Origin of the sequence: Streptomyces sp. NPDC006487, assembly GCF_042870555.1 — a bacterium.
Taxonomy (GTDB): Bacteria; Actinomycetota; Actinomycetes; order Streptomycetales; family Streptomycetaceae; genus Streptomyces.
The window spans coordinates 17,670-42,117 of record NZ_JBIAHN010000007.1 but is presented as its reverse complement, the minus strand read 5'-3'; the positions used below and the strand labels follow the sequence as shown (position 1 = coordinate 42,117).

Sequence of the window (24,448 nt, the reverse complement as noted above, 5' to 3'; positions counted from 1 at the left end):
TCGCCGCGGAGAGCGGCGCCGACGGCACGGAGGTACGCGGCCTGCGGCGGCTGACGGGCCGGCTGCGCGGCTGGGGCGGGGTCGGGGCGATGGCCGCGGCCTGCGCGCTGACGGCCGCGGCCGTGCTGCTGCCACTGGCCCAGGCGGCTCCGGGCGGCCCGGGAGCCTCCTCGCTGGTGCGCGAGCCGGCCAGGATGGCCGTCGCTCCGCAGGCCCCCGGGGACACCTGTGAGAACCCCGAGGCGAGCCTGCGCCCCAACGGGCTGGACGGCTCCGCCATCCAGCGGATCCGCGCCGCGGGCCACCTCGTCGCGGGGGTGGACCAGAACAGCTTCAAATGGGGCTACCGCAACCCGGCCGGGGAGCTCGACGGCTTCGACATCGCCCTGGTCAAGGCCATAGCGAAGGACATCTTCGGCGAGGACGGCAAGGTCATCTACCGGGCCATCCCCACCAGCCAGCGCATCCCCGCGCTCAAGGACGGCACCGTCGACATCGTCGTGCGCACGATGACCGTCAACTGCAAGCGGCTGGAGGAAGTCGCCTTCTCGACGGCGTACTTCGAGGCCGGGCAGCAGGTGCTGGCCCCCAAGGGGTCGACGATCACCGGCTACGACGCCTCGCTGAAGGGCCGCCGCATCTGCACGGCGGCCGGCTCCACGGCGGAGGCCGCGCTGGCGGCCCAGTCCTACGGCGCGGTCCCGGTCAGCGTGCCCAACCAGCTCGACTGCCTGGTCCGGCTGCAGCTGGGCGAGGTGGACGGCATCATCACCGACAACGCCCTCGCCGCGGGCCAGGCCGCGCAGGACCCCTCGGTCAGCCTGGTCGGCTCCCCGTTCACCAAGGAGTTCTACGGGGTGGCCATGAACAAGGACGCCGGCGACCTGGTGCGCCGCGTCAACAAGGTGCTGGAGGACTACCGCGCGGGCGGCGGCGACAGCCCCTGGATGACGGCCTACAAGGCGCATCTGGAGCCCGTGCTGCCCGGCGTGGGCGGCCCGCCCGTTCCCAAGTACCGGGACTGAGGCCGGTGGCGGATTCTGAGCCCGATGTCACGAGACCGGAGGCGGGATCGGTGGAGGCACATCCTTTGGGGGCGCAGCCGGCGGTGATGGACCGGGACGGCGTGGACCGCGCGCTCGCCCGGCTGGGCGCGGAGCACGAGGCCGTCGAGACCTCGCTGCTCGCCCTCCAGGACCACTCCGGCCGGCGGCTCTTGGAGGGCGCCGGGCTGACCGGGGTCACCAAGGAGCGGTGGGCGCAGGCCGATGCGGCCATCACCCGGCTGTGGCGGTACTTCGACGCGTACAGCGGGGCGCTCGGCGCCGCCCGGGAGATCCGTGAGCGGCGCCGCTGGCCGAGCCGTGAGGACCTGGTCGAGCTGACGGACCGGCTGCGCGGGCCGGGGGTGATGATCTCCGGCGCCGCGGTCGAGGGCGCCCCGCTCGCGGAGCGGTTCTCCCTCGCCGAGCTGGTGTCCCGCATGAACGAGCTGTACGCGAGCTCCCTGGACGTGGTGGTCGCCGCGGACTCCGTCTGGTCGGCGCTGCCCGCCCGGATCGACCTCCTCTCCGCAGAACTGCACCGCACCCGCACCCTCGCCCACTCGGTGGGGGTCCGGCCGGGAGAACACCCCTCGGGGGACGACCTGGAGGCCATCACGGCCGAACTGGCGGACCTGCGGGCCCGGGTGATCGAGGACCCGCTGGCGTTCTGGTTCTCGGTGGCCGGGAGCTCAGCGCCGGGCGGCGGCCGTCCGGACACCGGGCGGTACGACCGGGCCGCGCTCGCGCTGGAGGACGTGCGCCGGGAGGTCGAGGCCGTGCTGGCCGTCCGGCAGGACGCCGAGCAGCGGCTGATCGGCCTGCGGGACGTGCTCTCGCGGGCGGACCGGACCCTGGCGGAGGCACGGTTGGCCCGCGGCGAGGTACTGGCGAAGATCGCGGCGTCCGAGGTGCCCGCGGTGAGCGGACCGCCGACGGTGTTGCAGGAACAGCTCTCGGCGGCGGCCGAGTACCGGCGCCGGGCCCAGTGGCACCGGCTGTCCCCGCTGCTGGAGTCCCTGGAGGAACGCGCCGGGGAGGAACTGCGGCGGGCCCGCGAATCGTTGACCGCGGTGACGGCGCCGCTGGCGGTGCGGGCGGAGCTGCGCGGACGGCTCGACGCCTACAAGGCGAAGGTGGCCCGGCTGGGCATGGCGGAGGACCCGCTGCTGATGGAGCGGTACGACACCGCCCGGCGGATGCTGTGGAGCGCGCCCTGTGATCTGCGGGCCGCCGAGCAGGCGGTGCTGCGCTACCAGTGGGCGACGGCCGAGGCGCTGCCCGCGCAGCGGCAGGACCAGCACGACCAGCAGGACCAGCAGGGGCGCCAACCGGTGCGGGAGTGGCCCGACGGGCCGAGGGAGGGGGACGCGTGAGTCTGATCGGAACGGCGTGCATGCGCCCCGGCTGCCCGGGGACGTACGAGGACATGGGCGGCGGCGAGGTCTACTGCGGCACCTGCGGGCTGGCTCCGGCCGGGGCCGCCGCGGCGGGCGCCGAGGAGCTGGTGTCCGTACCGACGGCGATGACGAGCGCGGCCCGCCACGGGGACTCACAGGGGTCGCACGGATCCCAGGGCTCGCAGGGGTCGGGGCGGTCCTCCTCCTCGTCCTCCTCCTCGCGGGCCTCCCGCTCGGCGCGTTCGTCGCGCTCCTCCTCTTCCCGGCGCTCCGTGTCGGGCCGGCTCTCGCGCTCCCTGTCCGGGGCCGCGTCCACCCGGTCGGTGTCGGTGCGCAGTTCGGGTTCGGCCGCCTCGGGGTCGGGCCGCAGCCGGCTGGGAGCCGGGCTGGTCAACGTACCGGAGGTGCCCCGTCCGGATCCCTCGGCGGCGGTGCTGGAGAATCCCGAGGTCCCGGAGCGCAAGCGGTTCTGCTCGCGCTCGGACTGCGGGGCGCCCGTGGGGCGGGCCCGCGGGGAGCGGCCGGGACGGACGGAAGGTTTCTGTACCAAGTGCGGGCACCCGTACTCCTTCGTGCCCAAGCTGCGCGCGGGCGACCTCGTCCACGGCCAGTACGAGGTCGCGGGCTGCCTCGCGCACGGCGGGCTGGGCTGGGTCTACCTCGCGGTGGACCGGGCCGTGTCGGACCGGTGGGTGGTCCTCAAGGGCCTGCTGGACACCGGGGACCAGGACGCGATGGCGGCCGCGATCTCGGAGCGGCGCTTCCTCGCGGAGATCGAGCACTCGAACATCGTGCGGATCTACAACTTCGTGGAGCACCTGGACCAGCGGACCGGTTCGCTGGACGGGTACATCGTCATGGAGTACGTGGGCGGCAAATCGCTCAAGGAGATCGCCAACGAGCGGCGCCGGCCGGACGGCCGCCGCGACCCGCTGCCCGTGGAGCAGGCGTGCGCGTACGGCATCGAGGCGCTGGAGGCGCTCGGCCACCTGCACACCAGGAACCTCCTGTACTGCGACTTCAAGGTCGACAACGCCATCCAGCAGGCCGACCAGCTGAAGCTGATCGACATGGGCGCGGTCCGGCGGATGGACGACGAGGAGTCGGCCATCTACGGCACCGTCGGCTACCAGGCGCCCGAGGTCGCGGAGCTCGGCCCCTCGGTCGCCTCCGACCTGTACACCGTGGCGCGCACGCTGGCCGTGCTGACCTTCGATTTCCAGGGCTACACGAACGTGTTCGCGGACTCCCTGCCGGATCCGCAGCACATCGAGGTGTTCGGGCGGTACGAGTCCTTCTACCGGCTGCTGGTACGGGCCACCGACCCGGATCCGGGACGGCGGTTCGCGTCCGCGCAGGAGATGGCGGACCAGCTGACGGGGGTGCTGCGCGAGGTCGTCGCGCTCCAGACGGGCCGCCCGAGGCCGCAGGTCTCGACGCTCTTCGGGCCCGAGCTGCGGGTTCCGGACGACCGGCTGTTCACCGACGAGGCGGGCACGCAGGTGTCCCGGCTGGGCGAGCGGCCCGTGAAGCGGTGGCGTGCGGGCCGGGGCGCGGCTCCGGCCCGGGTACCCGCCGCCGTCCCGGCCCCGGGGCCCGCTCCCGCGGTCGAGGCCGCACCCGACGGCGCGGCCCCGACGGCTCCGTCGGCCGCACCGATCACGGGCTACGGCACGACCGGGCTGGTCACCACGGCGACGCACCGGGCCGCCGGGCTCGGCGTGCCGGCCCCGCGCCGGGCCCCGGCGGCCCCGCCGCTGCCACCCGTCGGGATCAGCGCCTCGCGGCGGCCGGAGCTGTCCACGCTGGACACCCGCGAGGCCGCGCTGGCCCTGCCCGTGCCGCTGGTCGACGCCGGGGATCCCAACGCCGGTTTCCTGGCGGGCCTGCTGGCCTCGGCGCCGGCCGACCTGCTGACCGCGCTCGGCTCGGCGCCGGCCGAATCCGCGGAGCTTCGGCTGCGGGAGCTGCGGGCCCGGCTCGAACTGGGCGGCGCCGACGCGCCGCTGGTCGCTGAGGCGCTGACCCGGCTGGAGGCGCGGCACCCCGACGACTGGCGCGTGGTGTGGGCCCGGGGCATCGCCTCGCTGGCCGTCGGGGAGGACGAGACGGCGGCCCTGTCCTTCGACGCCGTCTACGACGCCTTCCCCGGCGAGCCGGCGCCGAAGCTGGCGCTCGGTCTGTGCGCGGAGGTGCTGGGGCAGTTGGACAACGCCGCCGAGTACTACCGGCTGGTGTGGGCCACGGACCCGGGTTTCGTGGGGGCGGCGTTCGGGCTGGCCCGGGTGCAACTGGCCGCCGGGGACCGGGCCGGAGCCGTGCGCACGCTGGAATCCGTGCCGGAGGCGTCCATCCACCACACCGCCGCGCGGGTGGCGGCCGTACGGGCACGCCTGCGCGACCGGTCTCCCCAGGAGGCGCTGCTGCCCGATCTGACGGCGGCCGCGGCGCAGGTCGAGGCCCTGGGGAGGTTCGGCCTGGACTCGGTGCGCCACGAGCGGCTCAGGGCGGAAGTTCTGGGCTCGGCGCTGGACTGGGTACTGTCGGGTAGTCGGGGTTCCGACCCCGGCAGTACCTCGCTGCTCGCCTGCCAACTGGACGAGCGGGGGCTGCGCTTCGGCCTGGAGCGCTCGTTCCGCGTGCTGGCACGGCTGGCGCAGCGGGGCGAGGAGAGGATCGAACTGGTGGAGCGGGCAAACCGTTTCCGTCCCCGGACGTGGGTGTGATTGATGTCGATGCATCGGCTGTCGGGCTGCCCCAGCTGCGCGGAACCGCTGGAGGAGGGTGATCGTTTCTGCGGCCTCTGCGGCTACGCCCTCACCGCCGCCGCCCCCACGGAGCCCCGGGCCCCGGAACGGGCCACGGCCCCGGCGGGTCCGCCCTCCCCTGCTCGGTTCGCGGCGGAGCCGGCCTCGCCCGGCACCCCGCCCGCGGCCGGTCCGGTCGAGCCGTTCGGAGCGGCGGGCGCGGCGCACGTGGCCCCCGTCGCCCCGGCTGGCACGGCAGGCCCGGCAGGCCCGGCGGCCGTGGGCCCGCAAGATCCGGCAGCGGCGGATCCGGCCGCGCCCGTGATCCCGGCGGCGCCGGCGGCGCCGATCACCCCGATGGCGGCCCCTGCGGCCGGCCCCGCGGGCGGGATCCCGGCCACCCGTGGGCGCTCCTCGTCCGACGGAGCCCTCTCGCCCCGGCACTCCGCCGGCTACGCCGAACCGGCGGCCCCCGGGTACGCCGGTGAGGCCGCGCCCGGCTGGGGCAGCGTCTCCACCGCCGCGCCCACCCTGGTGTCGGGCCCCACCGGCTGGTCCGACCCGGCCCCCCACGGCACGCCCGCGGCCCCCGGAAGCCCGAGCCCGTACACCGCGCCCCCTCAGGGCGGGCACCCCGCGGACACCACCCCCTACGGCGCGAGCGCGCAGGGCGCGGGCTCCGCGGACGGATCCGGCCACGACGGCCACGACGAGTTCGGCACCCCGGGCCCCGGAGACCACGCCTCCCCCTACGACCACCCCGCCCAGCAGGGTCGGCACGCGGGCGGCGAAGCCCCGTACGCCGCCCCCGCCGCGCAAGGCCGGCACCCCGGTGGCGAAGCCCCGTACGGCAACCCCGCTCCTCAGGGGCACACCCCCGAGGGCGAAGCCCCTTACGGCAGTCCCGCCCCGCAGGGCCAGTACCCCGGTGGCGAAGCCCCGTACGCCGGCGGGCCCGCGGGCGAGGGCCAGGGCCACGGGCCCGAGGGCGAAGGCCCCCACGGTGGCCACGCTCCGCAGGGTGAGCCCGGCGGGAAGACCTGTGTGGCCTGCCGCGCCGGGCGGGTGGACACCGACGGGTACTGCGAGCACTGCGGCCACGCGCAGCCCCGGGAGCGGGACCACCTCGAAGAGGAGCTCGGGAGCGTCGCCGCCGTCAGTGACCGCGGGCTGCGCCACCACCGCAACGAGGACTCCTTCGCCGTCGCGGCCACCGCGCTGCCCGACGGCTCCGCCGCCACCGTGGCCATCGTCTGCGACGGCGTCTCCTCCGCCAGCCGCCCCGACGAGGCCTCCGCGGCCGCCGCCGCAGCCGCCAACGAGGCCCTGCTCGACGCCCTCCCCCGCGGCGCCCACCCCCAGGAGGCCATGCACGAGGCGATCCTGGCCGCCGCCACAGCGGTGAACGCCCTCGCCCCCGAGGTGCCCGGCGCCCAGAACGCCCCCGCCTGCACCCTGGTCGGCGCCGTGGTCAGCCGCGGCCTGCTGACCATCGGCTGGGTCGGCGACAGCCGCGCCTACTGGGTCCCCGACGACCGCGCCGCCCTGCCCCGCCGTCTCACCGAGGACGATTCCTGGGCCGCCCAGATGGTCGCGGCGGGCCTGATGGGCGAGGCCGAGGCCTATGCCGACGTCCGCGCACACGCCATCACCGGCTGGCTCGGGGCCGACGCGTACGACCTGGAACCGCACACCGCCACCTTCAAGCCCGACCACGACGGCGTGGTCGTGGTCTGCACCGACGGACTGTGGAACTACGCCGAGTCCGCGCGTGACATGGCCCAGGTCCTCCCGTACGACGCCGCCGTCCGGCCCCTGCACAGTGCGCAGGTCCTGGTGGGGCACGCCCTCGACGGCGGCGGGCACGACAACGTCACCGTGGCCGTCGTCCCCTTCACGGCGACCCCGCAGACCCCGCAGACCCCGCCCGCGAACCACACGAGCACCGCAGGCCCCGGCCCCGCCGCCCCGCAGGCCCAGGCCTGATCCCCGTACCCGAGGAGTACCGACCGATGGCGAACTTCGCCAAGCCGAGCGCCCCGCGGTTCAGCGTGGAGGTGTACCAGAACGAGTTCCTCTCCGAGGGAGCCCGTGACGTCCACGCCATCGTCACGGTCACCTCCACCGGCGGCGCCACGGCCACCCGGACGGCCGTCGCCCCCGGCGGCGCGGCCGTGGTGATCATGGTCGACTGTTCCGGCTCCATGGAGTACCCGCCCGACAAGATGCGCGGCGCCCGCGAGGCGACGGCCGCCGCCGTCGACACCCTCCGTGACGGCACCGCCTTCGCCGTGATCGACGGCACCCACGTGGCCAGGGAGGTGTACCCCCGCCAGGGCCGGCTCGCCATCGCCGACGCGACCACCCGCGCCCAGGCCAAGGAGGCCCTGCGCGGCCTCACCTCCGGCGGCGGCACCGCCATCGGTACCTGGCTGCGCCTCGCCGACGGCCTGTTGCGCGGGTCCACCGCGGCGATCCGGCACGGGATCCTGCTGACCGACGGCCGCAACGAGCACGAGGATCCTGCCGTGCTGCGCGCCACGCTCGACGCCTGCGCGGGCCGTTTCACCTGTGACGCCCGCGGCGTGGGAACCGACTGGGAGGTCAAGGAGGTCACCGGCATCGCGAGCGCGCTGCTCGGCACGGCCGACATCGTGGCCGATCCGGCCCGGCTGACCGAGGACTTCACGCACATGATGGAGAAGGTCATGGGCAAGGAAGTGGCGGACGTCTCACTGCGCCTGTGGACCCCCGTGGGCGCGGAGGTCCTCTACGTCAAGCAGGTCGCTCCCGCCGTGCAGGACCTGACCGAACGCCGCACGGAGGCCTCCCCGCGCGCCGGGGACTATCCGACGGGGTCCTGGGGCGACGAGTCCCGTGAGTACCACGTGTGCGTACGGGTCCCGGGCGCCTCCGTCGGTCAGGAGATGCTCGCCGCCCGCGCCGCCCTGCTCATGCCGGGGGCGCCCGGTGAGGACCCGGCCGTCCTCGCCCAGGGCCTGGTCCGCGCCGTCTGGACGGACGATCTCGCCGCGTCCACCGCCATCAACCCGCAGGTGGCCCACTACACCGGGCAGGCGGAGCTCGCGCAGGCGATCCAGCAGGGCCTGGAAGCCCGCAAACTGGGGGATGTCGATGGAGCCACGGCCAAGCTCGGCCGGGCCGTGCAGCTGGCGAGTTCCTCGGGCAACGCCGACACCGCCAAGCTGCTCTCGAAGGTGGTGGATGTCGTCGATGCGGCGGCGGGTACTGTGCGACTGAAGGCAAAGGTCGCCGACGCGGACGAGATGACACTAGAAACGCGTTCCACTCAAACCGTTCGAGTGCGAAAATCTTGACGTAGAGCTTGACGCCCCGATCAGACCTGACCAGTCGCCGATCGGACGCACAGAAGAAGCAGCAGAAGAAGAACCTGCCACGTTGACGCAGGAAGAAGGAGGAAGCGCCGCGATGCCGACCTGCCCGAACGGGCACCAGTCCGCCTCCGACGACTGGTGCGAGGTCTGCGGCCACCGCATGGCCGCCCCTACGGGCACCCCCGGGGCGCCCTCCTACGGCTACGGCTACCCTCCCACCGGCGAGCCGACCGCACAGGCCGAACTCTGCCCGCAGTGCCGGACCCCGCGCGAGGCCATGGCCCCGTTCTGCGAGGAGTGCCGGTACAACTTCCTGACCCGTACGGCGACCTCGTACACGCCGCTCTCTCCTGACCTGCCCCCGCCGCCGCCCCCGTCCCGTGGCGCGCCCCCGGCTCCGCCGGCGTATTCCCAGGACCACTTCGACTACCAGGGTTCGCGGCCCTCGCGGGTCAACCGCCCGGCCGAGCCGCTGCAGCGCGAGGACGACTGGATGCTGCCGCCTCCGGCGCGCCAGGACTTCCAGCAGCCCCCGTACCAGCAGCAGCCGCCGCAGCAGCACCAGCAGCAGCCGCACCAGCAGCACCAGCCGCCGCAGCACCAGCAGGCACAGCAGCCGCAGGCACAGCAGGCTCCGCCGCCGTACCAGCAGCAGCCTTCCCGGACCGGGCAGTACCAGCCGCCGCAGCAGCCCCCGCACCACCAGCAGCATCAGGCGCCCCAGCCGCAGCAGTCGTACCAGCAGCCCTACCAGCCTCAGGGCGGCGGGTCCTGGACCGCGACCATCGGTCCGGACCGCACGTACTTCATGGCGATGATGCACCGCAGCGGCCCCGAGGCGGCCGGGCTCGACCTGCCCGCGTACTCGCCCGAGCAGCACCTCCCGCTCGCCGGCGGCCAGATCACCATCGGCCGCCGCCGCGCCTCGACGGGAGAGTCCCCGGACATCGACCTGTCGGTGCCCCCGGAGGACCCGGGCGTCTCCCACCAGCACGCGGTGCTCGTCCAGCAGCCCGACGGCAGCTGGGCCGTGGTGGACCAGAACTCCACCAACGGCACCACGATCAACGGCGGCGAGGACTCGATCCAGCCGTACGTGCCGGTTCCGCTCGCCGACGGGGACCGCGTCCACGTCGGTGCCTGGACCACGATCACCGTCCGGCGCGGCTGAGGTTTCCCGAAGCACGGCGAAGGCCCCCGGTGTCACCGGGGGCCTTCGCCGTGTTCGAGTGCCGTCGGCCGGCCTGGTCCGCCTAGGCTCCGACCAGAGGGTCCCGCGCACCCCGCCGGCGCCGTACGCACACCACCGCGGCGGTGACCAGCAGGAGGACCAGCAGAACGGCGAGCGCGAGCGGGAGCAGCGACCCGGGCGTGGCGCCGAAGTAGACGAACGGCAGTCCCGCGAGCAGGACGGCCGGTGCGGTGCGCAGCCGGGCGAACGCCGGGCGTCCGGCCAGCAGCAGTCCGGCGGCCACCGGTACGACGAAGCGCAGCTGGGTGAACGGGTACACCAGCGGGACCGTCAGCACCGCGCCGGCGAGGACCAGCGTCCACGCCAGTACGGCGGCCGCCCCGGCCCGGGTACGGATCCGCGGAGCCGGCCGCAGGTCCGGCGGGCACGCCACCGCCACCAGGGCCAGCGCCAGGACCGGGCCCAGGATGAGCATCGGGGTGCTGAAGAGCGCCTGGATCCCGATGCCGCCGATGCCCATCCGGGCCGTGGTGGCGACGAGCTCCAGGGCCGCTCCCGCCAGCACGGCCCAACTGCCCGCCGACCAGCGGCCGGCCAGTGCGAGGGACGCGCCGAACAGCATGACGAGGTAGCCCGCCACCAGCGCCAGGAAACCCGCGCCGACCTGTCCGGCGAACATGGCGTAGCGCATCAGTCCCATCCAGCCCGCCGCGCTCGCCCCGATGGCGACCAGGGCGAACGGCGCCAGGGCCGCCAGGAGCCGGCCGGGCCGTCCCGTGGAGCCCAGGCCGAGCCGCATGCGCAGGGCGTGTCCGGCGACGTCGGCGCCTTCTCGCACTCGGGCGGGCGCCCCCGCCCCTCGCGTGGCCTCCCGGTACGCGTAGGCGATCTCGTCGCCGAACTCCCGCCGGTAGGCGGCGGGATACAGCCTCAGCAGTGTGGTCACGAGCCCACCACCGCGCCGCCGGCACCGGCACCGGCACCGGCACCGAAGGTGACGCGGAAGGAGGCTCCGAGGGAGGCCCCCGCCCCGCCGAGTCCCAGCCGCCGGGTCGCCTCCTGCGCGGTGCGCGCGAGCCGGGCCGCCTCGGCGGCCAGGGTCTCCCGCCCGCGGGGGGCGAGCGCGTAGCTGCGCCGCCTGCGTCCGTCGACCACTTCTTCCTCGTGGACGGCGATGAGTTCTTGTTCCAGGAGCCGCTCCAGGGCTCCGTAGAGCGTTCCGGTGCGCATCTTGGTGCGGCCTTCCGAAATCTTCTCGACCTCCTGGGCGATCGCGTAACCGTGCCGTGGGGCATCGGCGATCGCCGTGAGGATCAGCAGGGTCGGCTCGCGGAGAGCTTGATCATTCACACCCCGACCATAGCTCGGCAGCCGACATATGTCGATAGCCGACCTATGGCGTCCCGGTCTCCCCCAGGGGCCACACGTAAGGCCCCTGGGGATCGTCGAGCCAGGACCACTGCCCCGCCTCGCCGACCGTCACCCCGAAGCGCTCGCGCGCGGGCCGGTCCTCGCGCCGCCACAGGTCCAGCGCCTCCCTCGGGTGCAGCGCACCCGAGGTGAGCACGAGCATGAACTGGAAGCGCTCGTTCTCCACCAGCTCGTACGGGATCCCCTGCCTCATCCCGTACGTGCCCGGCGGCGCGGCCGTGGCCCCGCGCAGCGGCACGAAGTAGGCCGGGGTGTGCAGGAAGCGGCCCTCGGCGAAGTCGGCGTCCCGCACCGTGAGGGCGATCAGCCCGGTCGACAGCGGGGCCAGGATCCGGGCCCCCGGCCGGCACTGGCCCAGCCAGGCCGGCGGGATCAGCGGGATCGTGCAGGTCACCAGGATCCGGTCGAAGGGGGCCCGGGCGGGGCAGCCCCGCGCCCCGTCGCCGGTGACCACGGCCGGGTGGTAGCCGAGCCGGTCCAGGTGTGCGCGCGCCGACTCGGTGATCTCCTCGTCCAGGTCCACGGTGGTGACCAGCCCGTCGCCGATCCGGTGGCACAGCAGGGCCGCGTTGTAGCCGGTGCCCGCGCCGATCTCCAGCACGTTGTCCCCGTCGCGGACGTCCAGGGCCTCCAGCATCTTCGCCATCAGCGAGGGCTGACTGCTGGAGGAGACCAGCTCGCCGTCGCGCAGCCGGGTGGCGAGCGGGGCGTCGGTGTAGACCCCGCGCAGCCAGCGGGCCCGCTGTTCGGGGTCGGGGTCCTCGGCCCAGAGCCGCTCGTGTCCGGCTCCGCGGCCGGTGTAGTAGTACGGCACGAACACGTGCCGGGGCACCGCGGTGAAGGCCGCCCGCCAGCGCGGATCCTCCAGCGCCCCGGCGGCGGTCAGCTCCCGTACCTGGGCGGCGTGCGCGGTCTCCCGCACGTCGCGTACCTCGGCGTGTGCGCCCATGTCTCCACTGTCCTGCGGACACCGCCCGGGTGCGACCGCGCTGCGATCGCACCGCGGTCGCACCGCGGTCGCCCGGGGCAGGTCCCGGAGGTCCTAGGACCGGGGTCCTCCGTCCGGGCGTCTGAGACGATGGTCGGGTGAATGAGATTCCGCGGGGCACGGTCCAGGAGCAGACCTTCTACGAACTGGTGGGCGGCGAGGACACCTTCCGCCGTCTGGTCCACCGCTTCTACCAGGGGGTCGCCGAGGACCCGCTGCTGCGCCCGATGTACCCCGAGGGGGACCTCGGTCCCGCCGAGGAGCGCTTCGCGCTCTTCCTGATGCAGTACTGGGGCGGCCCGAACACCTACAGCGAGAACCGCGGCCACCCGCGCCTGCGCATGCGGCACGCGCCCTTCCAGGTGGACGCCGCCGCGCACGACGCGTGGCTGGCCCACATGCGGGTGGCGGTGGACGAGCTCGCCCTCGCGCCGGAGCACGAGGCGCAGCTGTGGCGGTACCTGACGTACGCCGCCGCGTCGATGATCAATACCGCGGGCTAGCCCGTACGGCGCGGCCTGCCGGTCCGTACGGTCCGGCCGGACGAGCCTAGACCGGCCGGACGAGCAGGGTGCCGAGGCCGCCGGGGCGGCGGGTGGCCACGGACCCGTACGGGGTGCGCAGCCGCAGCCAGCCGCCGGAGGCGAACAAGGCCACCGGTTCGGGGGCCCCGGCCCCGGCAGGTGCGGTGGGCACGGTGGACCGTACCGGCCGCAGGAAGCCCAGGGACTGCGCGGCGTGCACGGCGCGCAGCGGAAGTTCGGTGTCCCCCAGCGTGCGGGACCAGATCTCGCGGCCGATGCGGTCGCGCTCGGAGCGGGTCCGGTGCTGCGGGGGCAGGGCCCCGTCGCGGGCCCGGAACTCGGCGACGGCGGCCGCCAGGGCCTTGGCCATCACCTCGGGACCGGGCAGCCCGGCCACCGGGGTCCAGCCGCCTCGGGGCGGCAGCACGCCCGCCCAGGGCGGTCCGGTGACGGCCGCGGGGACGACGGCGCCGGCCCGCTCGCCCTCGTCCACGGACTCCAGCAGCTCCCCGGCCGAGACGGTCAGGTCGAGCGGAGCGGAGACGGGCGCGGCGAGCCGCACCGTACGGACGGCCACCACGTCGAAGGACGGCGGCCGCCCGAAAACGGCGAGCGCGCCGCCGCCGGCCTGCGCCTGCAGGCGGACGGCGGCGGCGCGGTCGTAGTGCACCAGCCGGCCCAGGAAGGCGGCGAGGTCCGCCGCCTCCCCGGAGTCGGCGAAGTGCAGCTGCTCGTTCATGCCGCGATGCCCTGTGCCTTCTTCGGCTCGTCCAGGTACTCCTGGAGGAAGAGCTTCTCCTCGGCCGTGATGCGGCGGGGCCGCCCCTCGGCGAGGTTGTAGGGCACGACCACGGTCTCGGCGCGCACGTAGACCGTCTCGGGCGCGTCCTCGGTCGCCTCGTCCTTGACCTCGTAGCGGATGGTCAGGGACGCGGCGCCTATCCGGGTCACCCAGGACTCGATGAGCACCGGCTCGTGCCGGTGCACGAGGGGCAGCTTGTAGTCGATCTCGTGACGGGCCACGACGGAACCGCCCGTGAAGGACTCACTGCCCTCACCCGGCGCGAGGCGGAACATGAAGTCGATCCGCGCCTCCTCCAGATAGCGGAGGAAGACGACGTTGTTGACGTGCCCGAAGGCATCCATGTCCGCCCAGCGGAGGGGGCATCGGTAGTGGTGTCTGGCCATGGCCCGTTTCCTCGGCCCTCAGCCTCGGGTGAGCTTCTTGTAGGTGGCGCGGTGCGGACGGGTCGCGTCCGCGCCGAGCCGCTCGACCTTGTTCTTCTCGTACGACTCGAAGTTGCCCTCGAACCAGTACCACTTGGACTCGCCCTCGTACGCCAGGATGTGCGTGGCGACTCGGTCCAGGAACCAGCGGTCGTGGGAGATGACCACGGCCGCACCCGGGAACTCCAGGAGCGCGTTCTCGAGCGAGGACAGGGTCTCGACGTCGAGGTCGTTGGTGGGCTCGTCGAGGAGCAGCAGGTTGCCGCCCTCCTTGAGCGTCAGCGCCAGGTTGAGGCGGTTGCGCTCACCACCGGAGAGGATGCCGGCGGCCTTCTGCTGGTCCGGACCCTTGAAGCCGAAGGCGCTGACGTACGCGCGCGACGGCATCTCGACCTGGCCGACGTTGATGTAGTCCAGCTCGTCCGACACGACGGCCCAGAGGGACTTCTTGGGGTCGATGTTGGCGCGGCTCTGGTCGACGTACGAGATCTTGACGGTCTCGCCGATCTTGACGGAGCCGGAGTCCGGCGCCTCCAGACCCAGGAGCATCTTGAAGAGCGTGGTCTTGCCGGCGCCGTTCGGGCCGATGATGCCCACGATGCCGTTGCGCGGCAGCGTGAAGGACAGGTCGTCGACCAGGACCTTGTCACCGAACGCCTTGTTGAGGTTGTTGACCTCGACCACGATCGAGCCCAGACGCGGGCCCGGCGGGATCTGGATCTCCTCGAAGTCCAGCTTCCGCATCTTGTCCGCCTCGGCGGCCATCTCCTCGTAGCGGGCGAGGCGGGCCTTGGACTTGGTCTGACGCCCCTTGGCGTTCGACCGCACCCACTCGAGCTCTTCCTTGAGGCGCTTCTGGCGCTTCTCGTCCTTGCGGCCCTCGACCTTGAGGCGCGTGGCCTTCTTCTCCAGGTAGGTGGAGTAGTTGCCCTCGTACGGGTGGGCGCGGCCGCGGTCGAGCTCGAGGATCCACTCGGCGACGTTGTTCAGGAAGTACCGGTCGTGGGTGACGGCCACGACGGCGCCCTTGTACTGCGAAAGGTGCTGCTCCAGCCAGTTCACCGACTCGGCGTCGAGGTGGTTGGTGGGCTCGTCGAGGAGGAGCAGGTCCGGGGCCTCGATCAGCAGCTTGCAGAGCGCGACGCGGCGCTTCTCACCACCGGAGAGGTTGGTGACGGGCCAGTCGCCGGGCGGGCAGCCCAGGGCGTCCATGGCCTGCTCCAGCTGGGCGTCGAGGTCCCAGGCGTTGGCGTGGTCCAGGACTTCCTGGAGCTTGCCCATCTCGTCCAGCAGCGCGTCGGTGTAGTCGGTCGCCATTTCCTCGGCGACCTCGTTGAAGCGCTTCAGCTTGGCCATGATGTCGGCCGCGCCGTCCTGGACGTTCTCCAGGACCGTCTTGGACTCGTCGAGCTTGGGCTCCTGCATGAGGATGCCGACGGTGAAGCCGGGAGACAGGTAGGCCTCGCCGTTGGAAGGCTGCTCCAGCCCCGCCATGATCTTGAGCACGGTGGACTTACCGGCGCCGTTCGGGCCGACCACACCGATCTTCGCGCCGGGCAGGAAGTTCAGGGTGACGTCATCAAGAATCACCTTGTCGCCGTGCGCCTTGCGCGTCTTGCGCATGGTGTAGATGAACTCAGCCAAGAGAAACCGTCCGGCAGATCGATGGGTGGGCAGATACACCCCATCTTGCCTGACGTCCATCCCCTGGGGGAAACCCGATCGGCCCCGGGGCCGCCCGCCCGAGGTCCCCCAAACAGTCTCGAGGCCTTGTGCCGCACGGCAGGATGATGCCGACGAGGGCGCGGCCGGGGGGCTGCGGCCGAGGTGGGGAGACGTGGGGGACGTCTGGACAGCGGACTGATCGCGCCCGGCGCGGCCGTGGTCGGCGTGGCCGGAACTTGGCCTGAGGGTCCGGACGCGCTGGCCTGAGGGTCCGGCGGGCGAGCGGGGTGCGAGTCCCGGTGCGGGGCCGCCCGCCCCCCTGACGGCGACCCCTGCGCCCGTCAGCGGGGGCGGTAGACCGTGAGGGCGTCGGGCAGCTCCTCCAGGACCAGGGCCGTGGGGGCCTGGGCGTACTCGCCGTCGTAGGCGAGCGGGGTGCCGGCGGGGATGTCGCTCACGCGCAGGCTGCGCAGCCGGGTGGCGACGTGGACCGGGGAGCGGGTCAGCGGGCCCGCGAAGGCCGCGGCGAGCAGGCGGGGGCCGGGGCGGCCACCTCCGTGGACGAGCCGGATGTCGAGCAGGCCCTCGCCCAGGCTCTTGCGGTAGCGGGGGGCCGGGCCGGTGCCCTGGTAGGTGCCGTTGCCCGCGAAGAGCAGCCAGACGCTGCGCGGCTTCCCGGCGAGCTTGAGCCGGACCGGACGCTCGGCCCGCAGCACCCGGTACGCCGCCAGCAGGGCGGCCGGGCCGCCGCCGATGCGGGGGGCCCAGCGGAGCCGGGTGCCGAGCAGCTCCGGGTAGGCCCCGATGCTGAAGTTGTTCAGGAAGTACCCGGCCCTGGTGTCCTCGGGGTCCGGGCCGGGGGTGAAGCGGCCGACGCCGATGTGGACGGCGTGGCCGTCCGCCACGGCACGGCAGGTGTCCTCGATCCCGGCGAGTCCGAGGTCGATCGCGAAGTGGTTGAGCGTGCCTCCGGGGAACACCGCGAGGGGGATTCCGGCGCGCAGTGCGGCGGTGGCGGCGGCGTTTATGGTGCCGTCGCCGCCGCACACGCCGAGCACGGTGGCCCGCTCGGCGGCCGCGGCCAGTTCCCCGGCGAGTTCCGGCCCCTGGCACTCGACGAGCTCGGCCTTCGGCAGCCGCTCCCGCAGCAGTACGTCGAGCCCCGTCGTGGCGGCCGTACCGGACCCGGTGTTGACCACCACCGTGAGCCCGGCCCCGTCGGGCAGCGCGGGCGCCCCCACGGCAGCGCGCTCGTCGCCGGGCACGATCCGGGCCACCTCGGCGTCCCGGGTGAGCCTGCGGACGACGAACCCGGCCGCCACCCCCAGCGCGGCGCCCGCGGCCACGTCAGAGGGGTAGTGGACGCCGGTGTACACCCGCGAGAACGCCACCGAGGCGGCCACCGGGGCCAGCGCCGCGCCCCAGAGCGGGGACTCCAGCGCCACTCCGGCGGTGAAGGCGAACGCGGATGCGGCGTGTCCCGAGGGGAAGGAGGTGGTGCGCGGCTGCGTGGTGAGCTGCCGCCCGGCGGGCACCCCGTCCAGCACCGGGCGCGGCCTGCGTACGGACCACTTTCCGACGGTGTTGATGGTCGCGGAGGCCAGTGCCAGCGACGCGGCCCCGCGCACGGCCGCCTTGCGGGCCCCGGCCGAGCCGAGGACGGCGATCCCGACGGCGGCCCCGCCCCACAGCAGCCCGTGGTTCGCGGCCCGCCCGAGCCGCGGCAGCACCCGGTCGGCCCCGGGCCAGTGCCGCCGGGCCACCACGTCGAACAGCCACCGGTCCCCTCGTGCGACCGCGCCGCGCCAGGTCAGTTCTTGATCAGCCATCCCTTGCCTCTACCCGAACCCCCGGATCCGAACCAGCGTCCGCCCCCGGCCACACCGGATCCCGGGCTCCCCGCCCCGTGTCCTACTCCGGTTCCGTCGACCGCTCCGGGCCGCCGGGGCCGTCCTCCAGGGGGCGCTTGCGCAGGAGGAGGACGACCAGGCCGCCCAGGACGACCAGGCCCACCGCCAGGGAGGCGATGACCGGGGTGGCCGCCGAGCTGCCGCTGGCGGCCAGCCGCTCCCCGGAGGTGTCCGGATCCGCGGCCGGAGCGGACGCCGGCTGCGCGGACTGCCCGGCCGGCGTGCCCGGGGCGCCCAGCGCCGTCATCGCCCCGCCCGACGCCGCGACATCGGCCGGCTGGGCTGCGGGGAGCCGCGGCCACTTCGCGGTCGCCGTGGCCACGGTGGCGGACTCGCTGGAGCCGGCCACGATCTGGACCTGCGCCGGGACCCCGCTGGTGAAGACCCGGCCGACCGGCACGCGCGTGTTCCCGCGCAGGGTGACCTCGGCGCTGCCGTCCGGTGTCCCTTCGGGCACCTCGAAGAACAGCTTCGCGCCGTTCACGGCGGAGGTGACCGGCAGTCCGCGGGAGTCCACCACCCGCACCCCCATGGCCACGGCCGCCGCGTCCGGGGTCACGCTCACGCTCTGCGCGCCCGTCCGCACGGTGACCGGCCCGATCCGGGTGCCCAGCGGCCCCGACACCTCGCCGGGATCCACCGCGAGCGACGCCGGCGGTTCGGGCAGCCGCCGCGCCGCCCGCTGGAGGTAGTCGGCCAGCTTCTCCGCAGCCGGGTCGACGGCCTCGACCGCCACGCCCTCGGCCAGCCGCCAGATGGCCACCTGGGTTCCGGCCGCGGCGCTCTCCGCGGTGAGCGCCGCGGCTCCGGCCGCCTTGGCGAGCCCGGCCAGATCGTTCAGCTGGGGGTAGGAGTGCTCCAGCACCCAGCGGATCCGGCCCGCGTCGCCGTTCCCGGCGAGCGGCGTGCCGTTCCACCCGATCTCCGTGAACCGGGCCTGGGGCTGCGCGTCGCCCGTGACGCCGACTCCGTACGTCTGGAGCATGCCGCCGCCGTCGACCCGCATCTCGTAGAGTCCGGCCGGGATCTGCCGGACGGTTCCGTCCGTGCCGTGCAGGACGGCCTGCCCGTAGGTCTTCAGCCCGTCCAGGACGGCGCTCGCTCCCTCCGGCGTCCGGGGCGCGGCCGGGCCGGCGTCGGCTGCCGCCACCGCCCCGGGGGCCCCGGCCAGCGCGGCGGCGAGCAGGGCCAGCGCGATCGGCCGCCGTACGGAGCCCCGTATGGCCGCGGCGACCGTGGCGCGCGTCGCCGGTGCGCCACCGGCCGGCCCGGCCGCAGGAACCGGAACACCGCCCTGAGGGCGGACAGGAGCGACGCCAACGGCGGCGGCAGGAGTGGAGGGTGCGGGAACGGCAATCGACACAGTCTTCCCCTTCGGGCCGAAGGCCCAGGTGCCCGTGAGTACCGGGGAATCCTAGCCTCCTCGAACACTCAGACCACCGCCGCCTTCTGAGGGCCCATCAGTGGCATGTCCGTCCTGACGACTCGGCGGAAGGCTGCCGTGCCGCGGTTCAGGTCGTGCCCGATGGCGGTCGCGTCGATGTTGGCCGAGAACCACCGGTTGCCCTCCCCGTCGGGCGGGTCCTCCCGCACCCGCAGCCTTCCGTGGACCACCAGCGGTTCACCGACGGAGACGGATCCGGCGAGGTTCACGGCGAGGCCGCGCCGGGCCCACACCGTGTAGAAACTGGTGGGCGCGTCCGCCCAGGTCTCCTTCTTCCGGTCGTAGTACCTCGGGGTGACCGCGAAGCGGAACCGGGCCGCCGGTCCGCCCGCCGTGTCCTTGTAGTCGATCTGCGTGGCCACGTAACCCACCAGCGTCACCTGGGTGTCGTTCATCCCGGCCGCCCTTCCGGGGCCCGGCGGCGCGCTCGACCACGCGCCGCCCCGACCCGCGTTCCGTACCCGTCCGGACCATCCGCACGAGGTACGACCATGCTGGCCCGGGCCGCCGGAACCCGCCGGAGGCTGTGGACTACTGGCGGCTTGTGGACAACCTCGCCACCGTCGCGTACTGCTCGCGCACCTCCCGGTAGCGCAGCAGCTCGGCCGCGACCGGCTCCAGCACCCGGGCCCGCCCGCAGCCGGCCGCGGCCTCCCGCAGCCGCCGCTCCGCGTCCTGCCCGTAGCGCCGTGCCGGACCCCGTGCCCCGATCGAACAGGCCCACTCCACCAGCGGTCCGCCGATGATCCCGGCCAGCATGAGCAGGACCGGCGGCATCAGACTCGGCTCCAGGACCCCGGCGATCTGCCCGGCCAGCCACAGCCCGCCGAAGATCTGGAGCAGGGTCATGGCCGCCTGCGCCAGCACCGCCGCCGGCCACCACGAGGGGCGCGGCGGACGGGCGCTGGGCACCGTGACCGCCGGCCCGAGGGTCACCGCGATCTCGTCCAGCGCCTGGGGCAGCCCTTCGGCGCCGCGGACCGCGGTTTCCCGTACGGCCTGTGCCCAGGGGTCGGGCAAGCCCCGGACCGCCTCGTCGGAGACGGTCCGTACGGCCTGTTCCACCCGTTGGCGGGCCGTCACTTCTTCCTCGACCGGCGGCTCGAAGGCCGCCGGGGAACGCCCGATCGCCGCCAGGGCGGCGAGACCGGCCAGCGAGCGCGGGGAGCGCCGGCTCTCGTACCACCGCCACAGGCGCAGCCACGGGGTGCCGCAGGCCTTTCCGGCGTTGCGCCGCCAGGCCCGCTCGGCGGCGAGCCCGGCCGCGTACGCGCCGACCGCTTCGGCGAGCCGGTCCTCGAACTCGGCGCGCGCGGTCTCCCCGATCTCCGGCCCGGCGTGACCGTCGGCCACGTAGAGCGGCCGCAGACGGGCCGCGGCCTTGTCGACATCGGCCGAGATGCGGCGGGTCGCGGCGCCCTTCTCCTGGGTGAACTGTCCGAGCATCTCGCGCAGTTCCCCGACGCCCTCACCCGTAAGGGCGGAAAGTCCGATGACGGTGGCTCCGGGCTCGCCGTGTTCGCCGAGCGCGATCCCGTCGTCGTCGAGGAGCCGGCGCAGGTCGTCCAGGACGAGATCGGCGGATTCCCCGGGCAGCCGGTCCACCTGGTTCAGTACGACGAAGGTCACCTCGGCGTGCCCTGCCAGCGGGCGCAGGTACCTCTCGTGCAGGACGGCGTCGGCGTACTTCTCCGGATCCACCACCCACACCACCGCGTCGACCAGCGCCAGCACCCGGTCCACGTGGTCGCGGTGGGCCCCGACGGCCGAGTCCAGGTCGGGCAGGTCGACGAGGACCATGCCGCGCAGCACCTCGGCCTCCGAGGTCTCGCGGGGGCGGCGGCGCAGCCGTCCGGGGATTTCGAGACGGTCCAGCAGGCCCGCGGCGCCGTCGGACCAGCTGCACGCGATGGGTGCGGCGGTCGTCGGCCTGCGCAGTCCGGTCTCGGAGATCTGCACTCCGGCGAGTGAGTTGAAGAGAGTGGACTTGCCGCTTCCGGTGGCTCCAGCGATGGCGACGACGGTGTGCTGCGCCGACAGCCCGCGGCGTGCGGCCGCCTCGTCGAGGACGCGTCCGGCCTCGGCGAGGGTCTTTCCGTCGAGGATCCTGGTCCGGGACAGCCCGATGAGCTGGCGCAGCGCGTCGAGGCGGACGCGCAGGGCCTGCGCCTCGGGGCTGAGCGGGGGCGCGGGGGCCTTGCCTCCGTCGCTTCCGGCGCCCGAAACCGCCCGTACGAGTGCGTCGTCGCCCTCGTCGTCACCGCTCGCGGGCCAGTCGTCCTCGCTGGTCCGGGGGCGCGAGCGGGCGATCAGTCCGTCGTCCCAGCGGTCGTCGGTGCGGTCGGTCAGGGCGGTCACCGCGTCACCTCTCCTTCTGCAGTACGGACAGCGCGGCGATCAGCTCGGCCTGGGGTTCGGGACTCACTTCGAGCGCTTCGATGGGGGCGAGGCGGCGGTCGCGTTCGGCGCGCAGCACCTGGTCGAGGTGTTCGGCGACGAGCTCGCCGCCGCGGTCCCGCAGGCGTACGGCGGCCTGTACTCCGATCCGTTCGGCGAGCTTCTCCCCGGCGGGCCGGGCCCGCTTGCCGCCGAGGAGGGCCGCGACGAGCAGGGCGGCGACCCCGTCGGGGTCGGGTGCGGGCTGCTTGTCGAGCCGTGCGACCTCTTCCTCGGCGAGTTCCTCCAGCACGCGGCGCCAGCGGCGTACGGCCATGCCGATACGTTCCGCCGCCTCGCGGTCGGGGGCGGGCAGGGACACGGCGCCGGCGGCGGGTTCGCGCCGCCAGGCCTCCGCGATGCGTTCGTCGGCGGCGGCGACGGCGCACTGGAGCAGCGCCGCGAGGGATTCCGCGAGGGAGTCGAGCAGTTCGTCGGCGCTGGTGTCGAGCGGGTAGCCGCGCCAGCGGGTCAGCGCGTCCCCGGCGAGTACGGCGCCCCGGTCGAGGCGGCCCCGGACCCGCTTGCCCTCCCGCTTGTAGGCGTCCTCGACGGCGAAGGTCAGCCGTACGGCGGCGGCGTGCTGGGCCGCGACGGCCGACGCGAGCTCCGGCATCCGGCGCCCGAGGGAGTCGAGCGCGCCGAGCGCGGTGCGCCCCACCGCGTACTGGCGGGCGGCCGGGTCCTGCGCGTGGTGCGCGAGCCAGGCGAACAGCGGGGCCACGGCGCTGGCGGGCAGCAGCCCGCCCCCGCCGGCCGATTCGGGCAGCTCGGGAACCGTGAAGCGGGGTACCTCGCCCAGCCCGGCCCGGGTGAGCAGGGCCCCGTACTGACGGGAGACCTCGGCGAGCACCTGGTGCGGGACCCGGTCGAGGACGGTGACGAGGGTGGCCTTGTACTGCTTGGCGGTGCGCAGGAGGTGCCAGGGCACGGCATCCGCGTACCGCGAGGCGGTGGTGACCATCACCCAGACGTCCGCGGCACAGATGAGCTGGGCGGCGAGCGTCCGGTTGTCGACCACGAGGGAGTCGATGTCGGGGGCGTCGAGGATGGCGAGGCCGCGGGGCAGGGTGGAGACGGTCTCGATCCGCACCTCGCGGGTGGCGGGCGGGTGCCCGTGGCGGCCGCCCGGCCGGTGGGGTTTGCGGGCGGACTCGGGGGTGTCCTCGTCGTCCTGGGGGGCCCAGACCCGCATCAGGTCGGGCAGCACCCGCACCCCGGCGAACCAGTGGTGGTCATCCGGATGGCAGACGAGGACGGGGGTGCGCGTCGTGGGCCGGAGTACCCCGGCTTCACTCACTTGGCGCCCCACGAGGGAGTTGACGAGGGTGGACTTACCGGCCCCGGTGGACCCGCCGACGACGGCGAGCAGCGGCGCCTCCGGCGCCTTCAGCCGGGGTACGAGATAGTCGTCGAGCTGCGCGAGCAGCTCGGCTCTGGTCTGGCGGGCGCGGGGGGCGCCGGGCAGGGGCAGCGGCAGACGCACGGACGCGACCCGGTCGCGCAGGGCGGACAGGGCATCGAGCAGCTGAGGCCGAACATCCAAGGTCACCACATGCGAAGAATGCCCAATTTAGGAGCATTTTTGAAGCTTATACGTCCTCTGCGCGCCGAGCGCTACTCCAGCGGCACATCCCGGACACAGCGGACGAGTGGGGCGCAGGCATAACGAGTGCACAACACCCAGGGCGCCACGGCGCAAAAGCGGTGCGCGAATCGCACCTGCCTGCGATTATCGGGACCGCTTCACCGAACCTCCACATCGTGGCACGCGAGTGAAGCAACCGGGACAAGGCAACCGGAGCCCTATCCTTGACCCGGCACGGACCAAAGCCCCACCCCCATCCAGGGGCTCCAGGCCACCACGGCCACCTTCCGGCCCCCGTAGCTCAGTGGATAGAGCAGGTGCCTTCTAAGCACTTGGCCGCAGGTTCGAGTCCTGCCGGGGGCACTTTTACCGTCCCACCCCGAAGCCCTCCCCTCGCGGAGGGCTTTCGTGCAGGTCAGGGCACCTTAGCGCCGATGCCGTAGCGGCGGCGTAAGCCCCGGCACCCGGATACGCGGAAACCCCGGAGCTCCCCAAGGGAGTCCGGGGCGAAGCCGGCAGGTCAGCCGAACGGACCGCGGCGGGCCAGCGGGAGGCGCGGAGTGGGGACGAATTCGTCCTCAGCCGCCCCGCTGTCCTGGCGCAGGGCCGACATCACCATCAGCTGCGGGTCCTGGAGCAGCAGTCGGGCATGGAGTGCCCGCAGGGCCGATCCCGGCTCCACGCCGAGCTCCTGGACCACCCGGGCGCGCTGGACTCCGTACACCGTCAGCGCCTCGTTGCCCCGGTCCGAACGGTAGAGCGCGAGCATCAGCAGCCACAGGAAGCGCTCCCGCAGCGGGTACTTGTCCACCGCGTAGTACAGGTACGGAACGGCGTTGCGGTGCCTGCCCAGCTCCAGTTCCAGCTCGGCGCGCACCTCCATGTCGGCCAGGAAGCGCTCCTGGCGGTAGAGCCGTTCACGGTCGAGCATGGGCCCCTCGAGCCCTTCCGCGAGCGGCCCCGTGGACATGGTGCGCGCCTTTTCCAGCAGCCCGACCGCCTGCAGGATCTCGCCCTTGCGCGCGGCGGCTATGCCTGCGGCCGCCAGCCGTTCGTACTCGTAGAGATCCACTTCGGAGTCGCCGATGTCCATCCGGTAGCCGCCGGAAGACCACTCCAGGACGACTCCCCGGTCGCCGCCCTTGCCACCCCCGTCGGCCGACAGCAGGCCGCGCAGGCCCGAGACGGACTTCTGGATCAGGTTCTTCGCGTAGGCCGGGTAGTCCTCCCCCCAGAGGGCCTCGATCAGCTGATCGACACCGGTCTCCAGACCGGGCCTGAGTAACAGCACTGCCAGCAGGGCCCGTTGCTTGGGCGGACCCAGCTCCAGGACCTTGGTTCCCCGATTGGTCTGCAACGGTCCGAGGAGACGGAACCGCAGTCGCGACGAGCATCCGTCGCCTTCTCTGAAGCCGCGCTCGCGCAGCAATACACCAGACATTTCTACTCCCCCAAGTAAAACCTTCGTAAGGCTAGGTATTACCGACTGGTTCTCAT

19 protein-coding genes and 1 tRNA gene are annotated in these 24,448 nt (G+C 73.8%); 8 read left to right on the top strand and 12 right to left on the bottom strand.

Annotated elements, in window-relative coordinates; all coding sequences use genetic code 11:
* Nucleotides 1–89 precede the first annotated feature (89 nt).
* The 6 genes from ACFYM0_RS13290 (at nucleotide 90) to ACFYM0_RS13265 (ending at nucleotide 9,717) form a co-directional block, all read left to right on the top strand.
* Nucleotides 90–1,025, top strand: coding sequence for a glutamate ABC transporter substrate-binding protein (locus tag ACFYM0_RS13290; protein WP_388500958.1), 936 nt, complete (start codon nucleotides 90–92; stop codon nucleotides 1,023–1,025).
* An 86-nt stretch (nucleotides 1,026–1,111) separates the two neighbouring features.
* On the top strand, nucleotides 1,112–2,419 hold the full coding sequence (locus tag ACFYM0_RS13285) for a hypothetical protein (protein ID WP_388500956.1): 1,308 nt from the start codon (nucleotides 1,112–1,114) through the stop codon (nucleotides 2,417–2,419).
* A gap of 5 nt (nucleotides 2,420–2,424) precedes the next feature.
* Nucleotides 2,425–5,169, top strand: a complete 2,745-nt coding sequence (locus tag ACFYM0_RS13280) for a tetratricopeptide repeat protein (protein ID WP_388500954.1) — start codon at nucleotides 2,425–2,427, stop codon at nucleotides 5,167–5,169.
* A 3-nt stretch (nucleotides 5,170–5,172) separates the two neighbouring features.
* Nucleotides 5,173–7,176 (top strand): protein phosphatase 2C domain-containing protein, encoded by a 2,004-nt coding sequence (locus ACFYM0_RS13275; protein WP_388500297.1) that lies wholly within the window; start codon nucleotides 5,173–5,175, stop codon nucleotides 7,174–7,176.
* Between the two features lie 26 nt (nucleotides 7,177–7,202).
* The gene (locus ACFYM0_RS13270) at nucleotides 7,203–8,528 is read left to right on the top strand and encodes a VWA domain-containing protein (protein ID WP_388500294.1); all 1,326 of its coding nucleotides are present in this window, start codon (nucleotides 7,203–7,205) and stop codon (nucleotides 8,526–8,528) included.
* A gap of 112 nt (nucleotides 8,529–8,640) precedes the next feature.
* A complete protein-coding gene (locus ACFYM0_RS13265) occupies nucleotides 8,641–9,717 on the top strand; it encodes an FHA domain-containing protein (protein WP_388500291.1) in 1,077 nt (358 codons plus the stop codon).
* Between the two features lie 82 nt (nucleotides 9,718–9,799).
* Here the strand turns inward: ACFYM0_RS13265 and ACFYM0_RS13260 are convergent, their stop codons facing one another.
* From ACFYM0_RS13260 to ACFYM0_RS13250, 3 genes are read right to left on the bottom strand one after another with little or no spacing between them, the layout of a single operon-like run.
* Nucleotides 9,800–10,684 carry a hypothetical protein gene (locus ACFYM0_RS13260; protein WP_388500289.1) on the bottom strand — a complete coding sequence of 295 codons (885 nt, stop codon included), beginning with the start codon at nucleotides 10,682–10,684 and terminating at the stop codon, nucleotides 9,800–9,802.
* Nucleotides 10,681–11,088, bottom strand: a complete 408-nt coding sequence (locus ACFYM0_RS13255) for a PadR family transcriptional regulator (protein WP_388500286.1) — start codon at nucleotides 11,086–11,088, stop codon at nucleotides 10,681–10,683. The genes ACFYM0_RS13260 and ACFYM0_RS13255 overlap by 4 nt, the downstream gene beginning before the upstream one ends.
* A gap of 43 nt (nucleotides 11,089–11,131) precedes the next feature.
* Nucleotides 11,132–12,118 (bottom strand): methyltransferase domain-containing protein, encoded by a 987-nt coding sequence (locus ACFYM0_RS13250; protein ID WP_388500284.1) that lies wholly within the window; start codon nucleotides 12,116–12,118, stop codon nucleotides 11,132–11,134.
* Between the two features lie 137 nt (nucleotides 12,119–12,255).
* Between ACFYM0_RS13250 and ACFYM0_RS13245 the strand changes: the two genes are divergently transcribed.
* Nucleotides 12,256–12,660 carry a globin gene (locus ACFYM0_RS13245; protein WP_243334938.1) on the top strand — a complete coding sequence of 135 codons (405 nt, stop codon included), beginning with the start codon at nucleotides 12,256–12,258 and terminating at the stop codon, nucleotides 12,658–12,660.
* Nucleotides 12,661–12,706: 46 nt separating this feature from the next.
* On the opposite strand, the gene ACFYM0_RS13240 is transcribed toward ACFYM0_RS13245, so the two are convergent.
* From ACFYM0_RS13240 to ACFYM0_RS13205, 8 genes are all read right to left on the bottom strand, one after another.
* On the bottom strand, nucleotides 12,707–13,420 hold the full coding sequence (locus ACFYM0_RS13240) for a hypothetical protein (RefSeq protein WP_388500280.1): 714 nt from the start codon (nucleotides 13,418–13,420) through the stop codon (nucleotides 12,707–12,709).
* Nucleotides 13,417–13,869, bottom strand: a complete 453-nt coding sequence (locus tag ACFYM0_RS13235) for an acyl-CoA thioesterase (RefSeq protein WP_388500277.1) — start codon at nucleotides 13,867–13,869, stop codon at nucleotides 13,417–13,419. The genes ACFYM0_RS13240 and ACFYM0_RS13235 overlap by 4 nt, the downstream gene beginning before the upstream one ends.
* A gap of 18 nt (nucleotides 13,870–13,887) precedes the next feature.
* The gene (ettA, locus tag ACFYM0_RS13230) at nucleotides 13,888–15,552 is read right to left on the bottom strand and encodes an energy-dependent translational throttle protein EttA (protein WP_351591681.1); all 1,665 of its coding nucleotides are present in this window, start codon (nucleotides 15,550–15,552) and stop codon (nucleotides 13,888–13,890) included.
* A 362-nt stretch (nucleotides 15,553–15,914) separates the two neighbouring features.
* Complete coding sequence (locus ACFYM0_RS13225) at nucleotides 15,915–17,402, bottom strand: bifunctional phosphatase PAP2/diacylglycerol kinase family protein (protein WP_388500276.1); 1,488 nt, start codon at nucleotides 17,400–17,402, stop codon at nucleotides 15,915–15,917.
* 82 nt (nucleotides 17,403–17,484) lie between these two features.
* Nucleotides 17,485–18,846, bottom strand: a complete 1,362-nt coding sequence (locus ACFYM0_RS13220; protein WP_388500273.1) for a thioester domain-containing protein — start codon at nucleotides 18,844–18,846, stop codon at nucleotides 17,485–17,487.
* A 68-nt stretch (nucleotides 18,847–18,914) separates the two neighbouring features.
* On the bottom strand, nucleotides 18,915–19,322 hold the full coding sequence (locus ACFYM0_RS13215) for a single-stranded DNA-binding protein (protein ID WP_388500271.1): 408 nt from the start codon (nucleotides 19,320–19,322) through the stop codon (nucleotides 18,915–18,917).
* A gap of 136 nt (nucleotides 19,323–19,458) precedes the next feature.
* Nucleotides 19,459–21,285: a GTPase gene (locus ACFYM0_RS13210; RefSeq protein ID WP_388500268.1), complete on the bottom strand. Its 1,827-nt coding sequence runs from the start codon at nucleotides 21,283–21,285 to the stop codon at nucleotides 19,459–19,461.
* Nucleotides 21,286–21,289: 4 nt separating this feature from the next.
* Entirely contained in the window at nucleotides 21,290–22,909 is a 1,620-nt protein-coding gene (locus tag ACFYM0_RS13205; protein ID WP_388500266.1) for a dynamin family protein, read from the bottom strand.
* Between the two features lie 332 nt (nucleotides 22,910–23,241).
* Between ACFYM0_RS13205 and ACFYM0_RS13200 the strand changes: the two genes are divergently transcribed.
* A tRNA-Arg gene (locus ACFYM0_RS13200) sits at nucleotides 23,242–23,314 on the top strand.
* A gap of 157 nt (nucleotides 23,315–23,471) precedes the next feature.
* Here ACFYM0_RS13200 and ACFYM0_RS13195 read toward each other — a convergent pair.
* The gene (locus ACFYM0_RS13195; protein ID WP_388500263.1) at nucleotides 23,472–24,308 is read right to left on the bottom strand and encodes a BTAD domain-containing putative transcriptional regulator; all 837 of its coding nucleotides are present in this window, start codon (nucleotides 24,306–24,308) and stop codon (nucleotides 23,472–23,474) included.
* Nucleotides 24,309–24,448 lie beyond the last annotated feature (140 nt).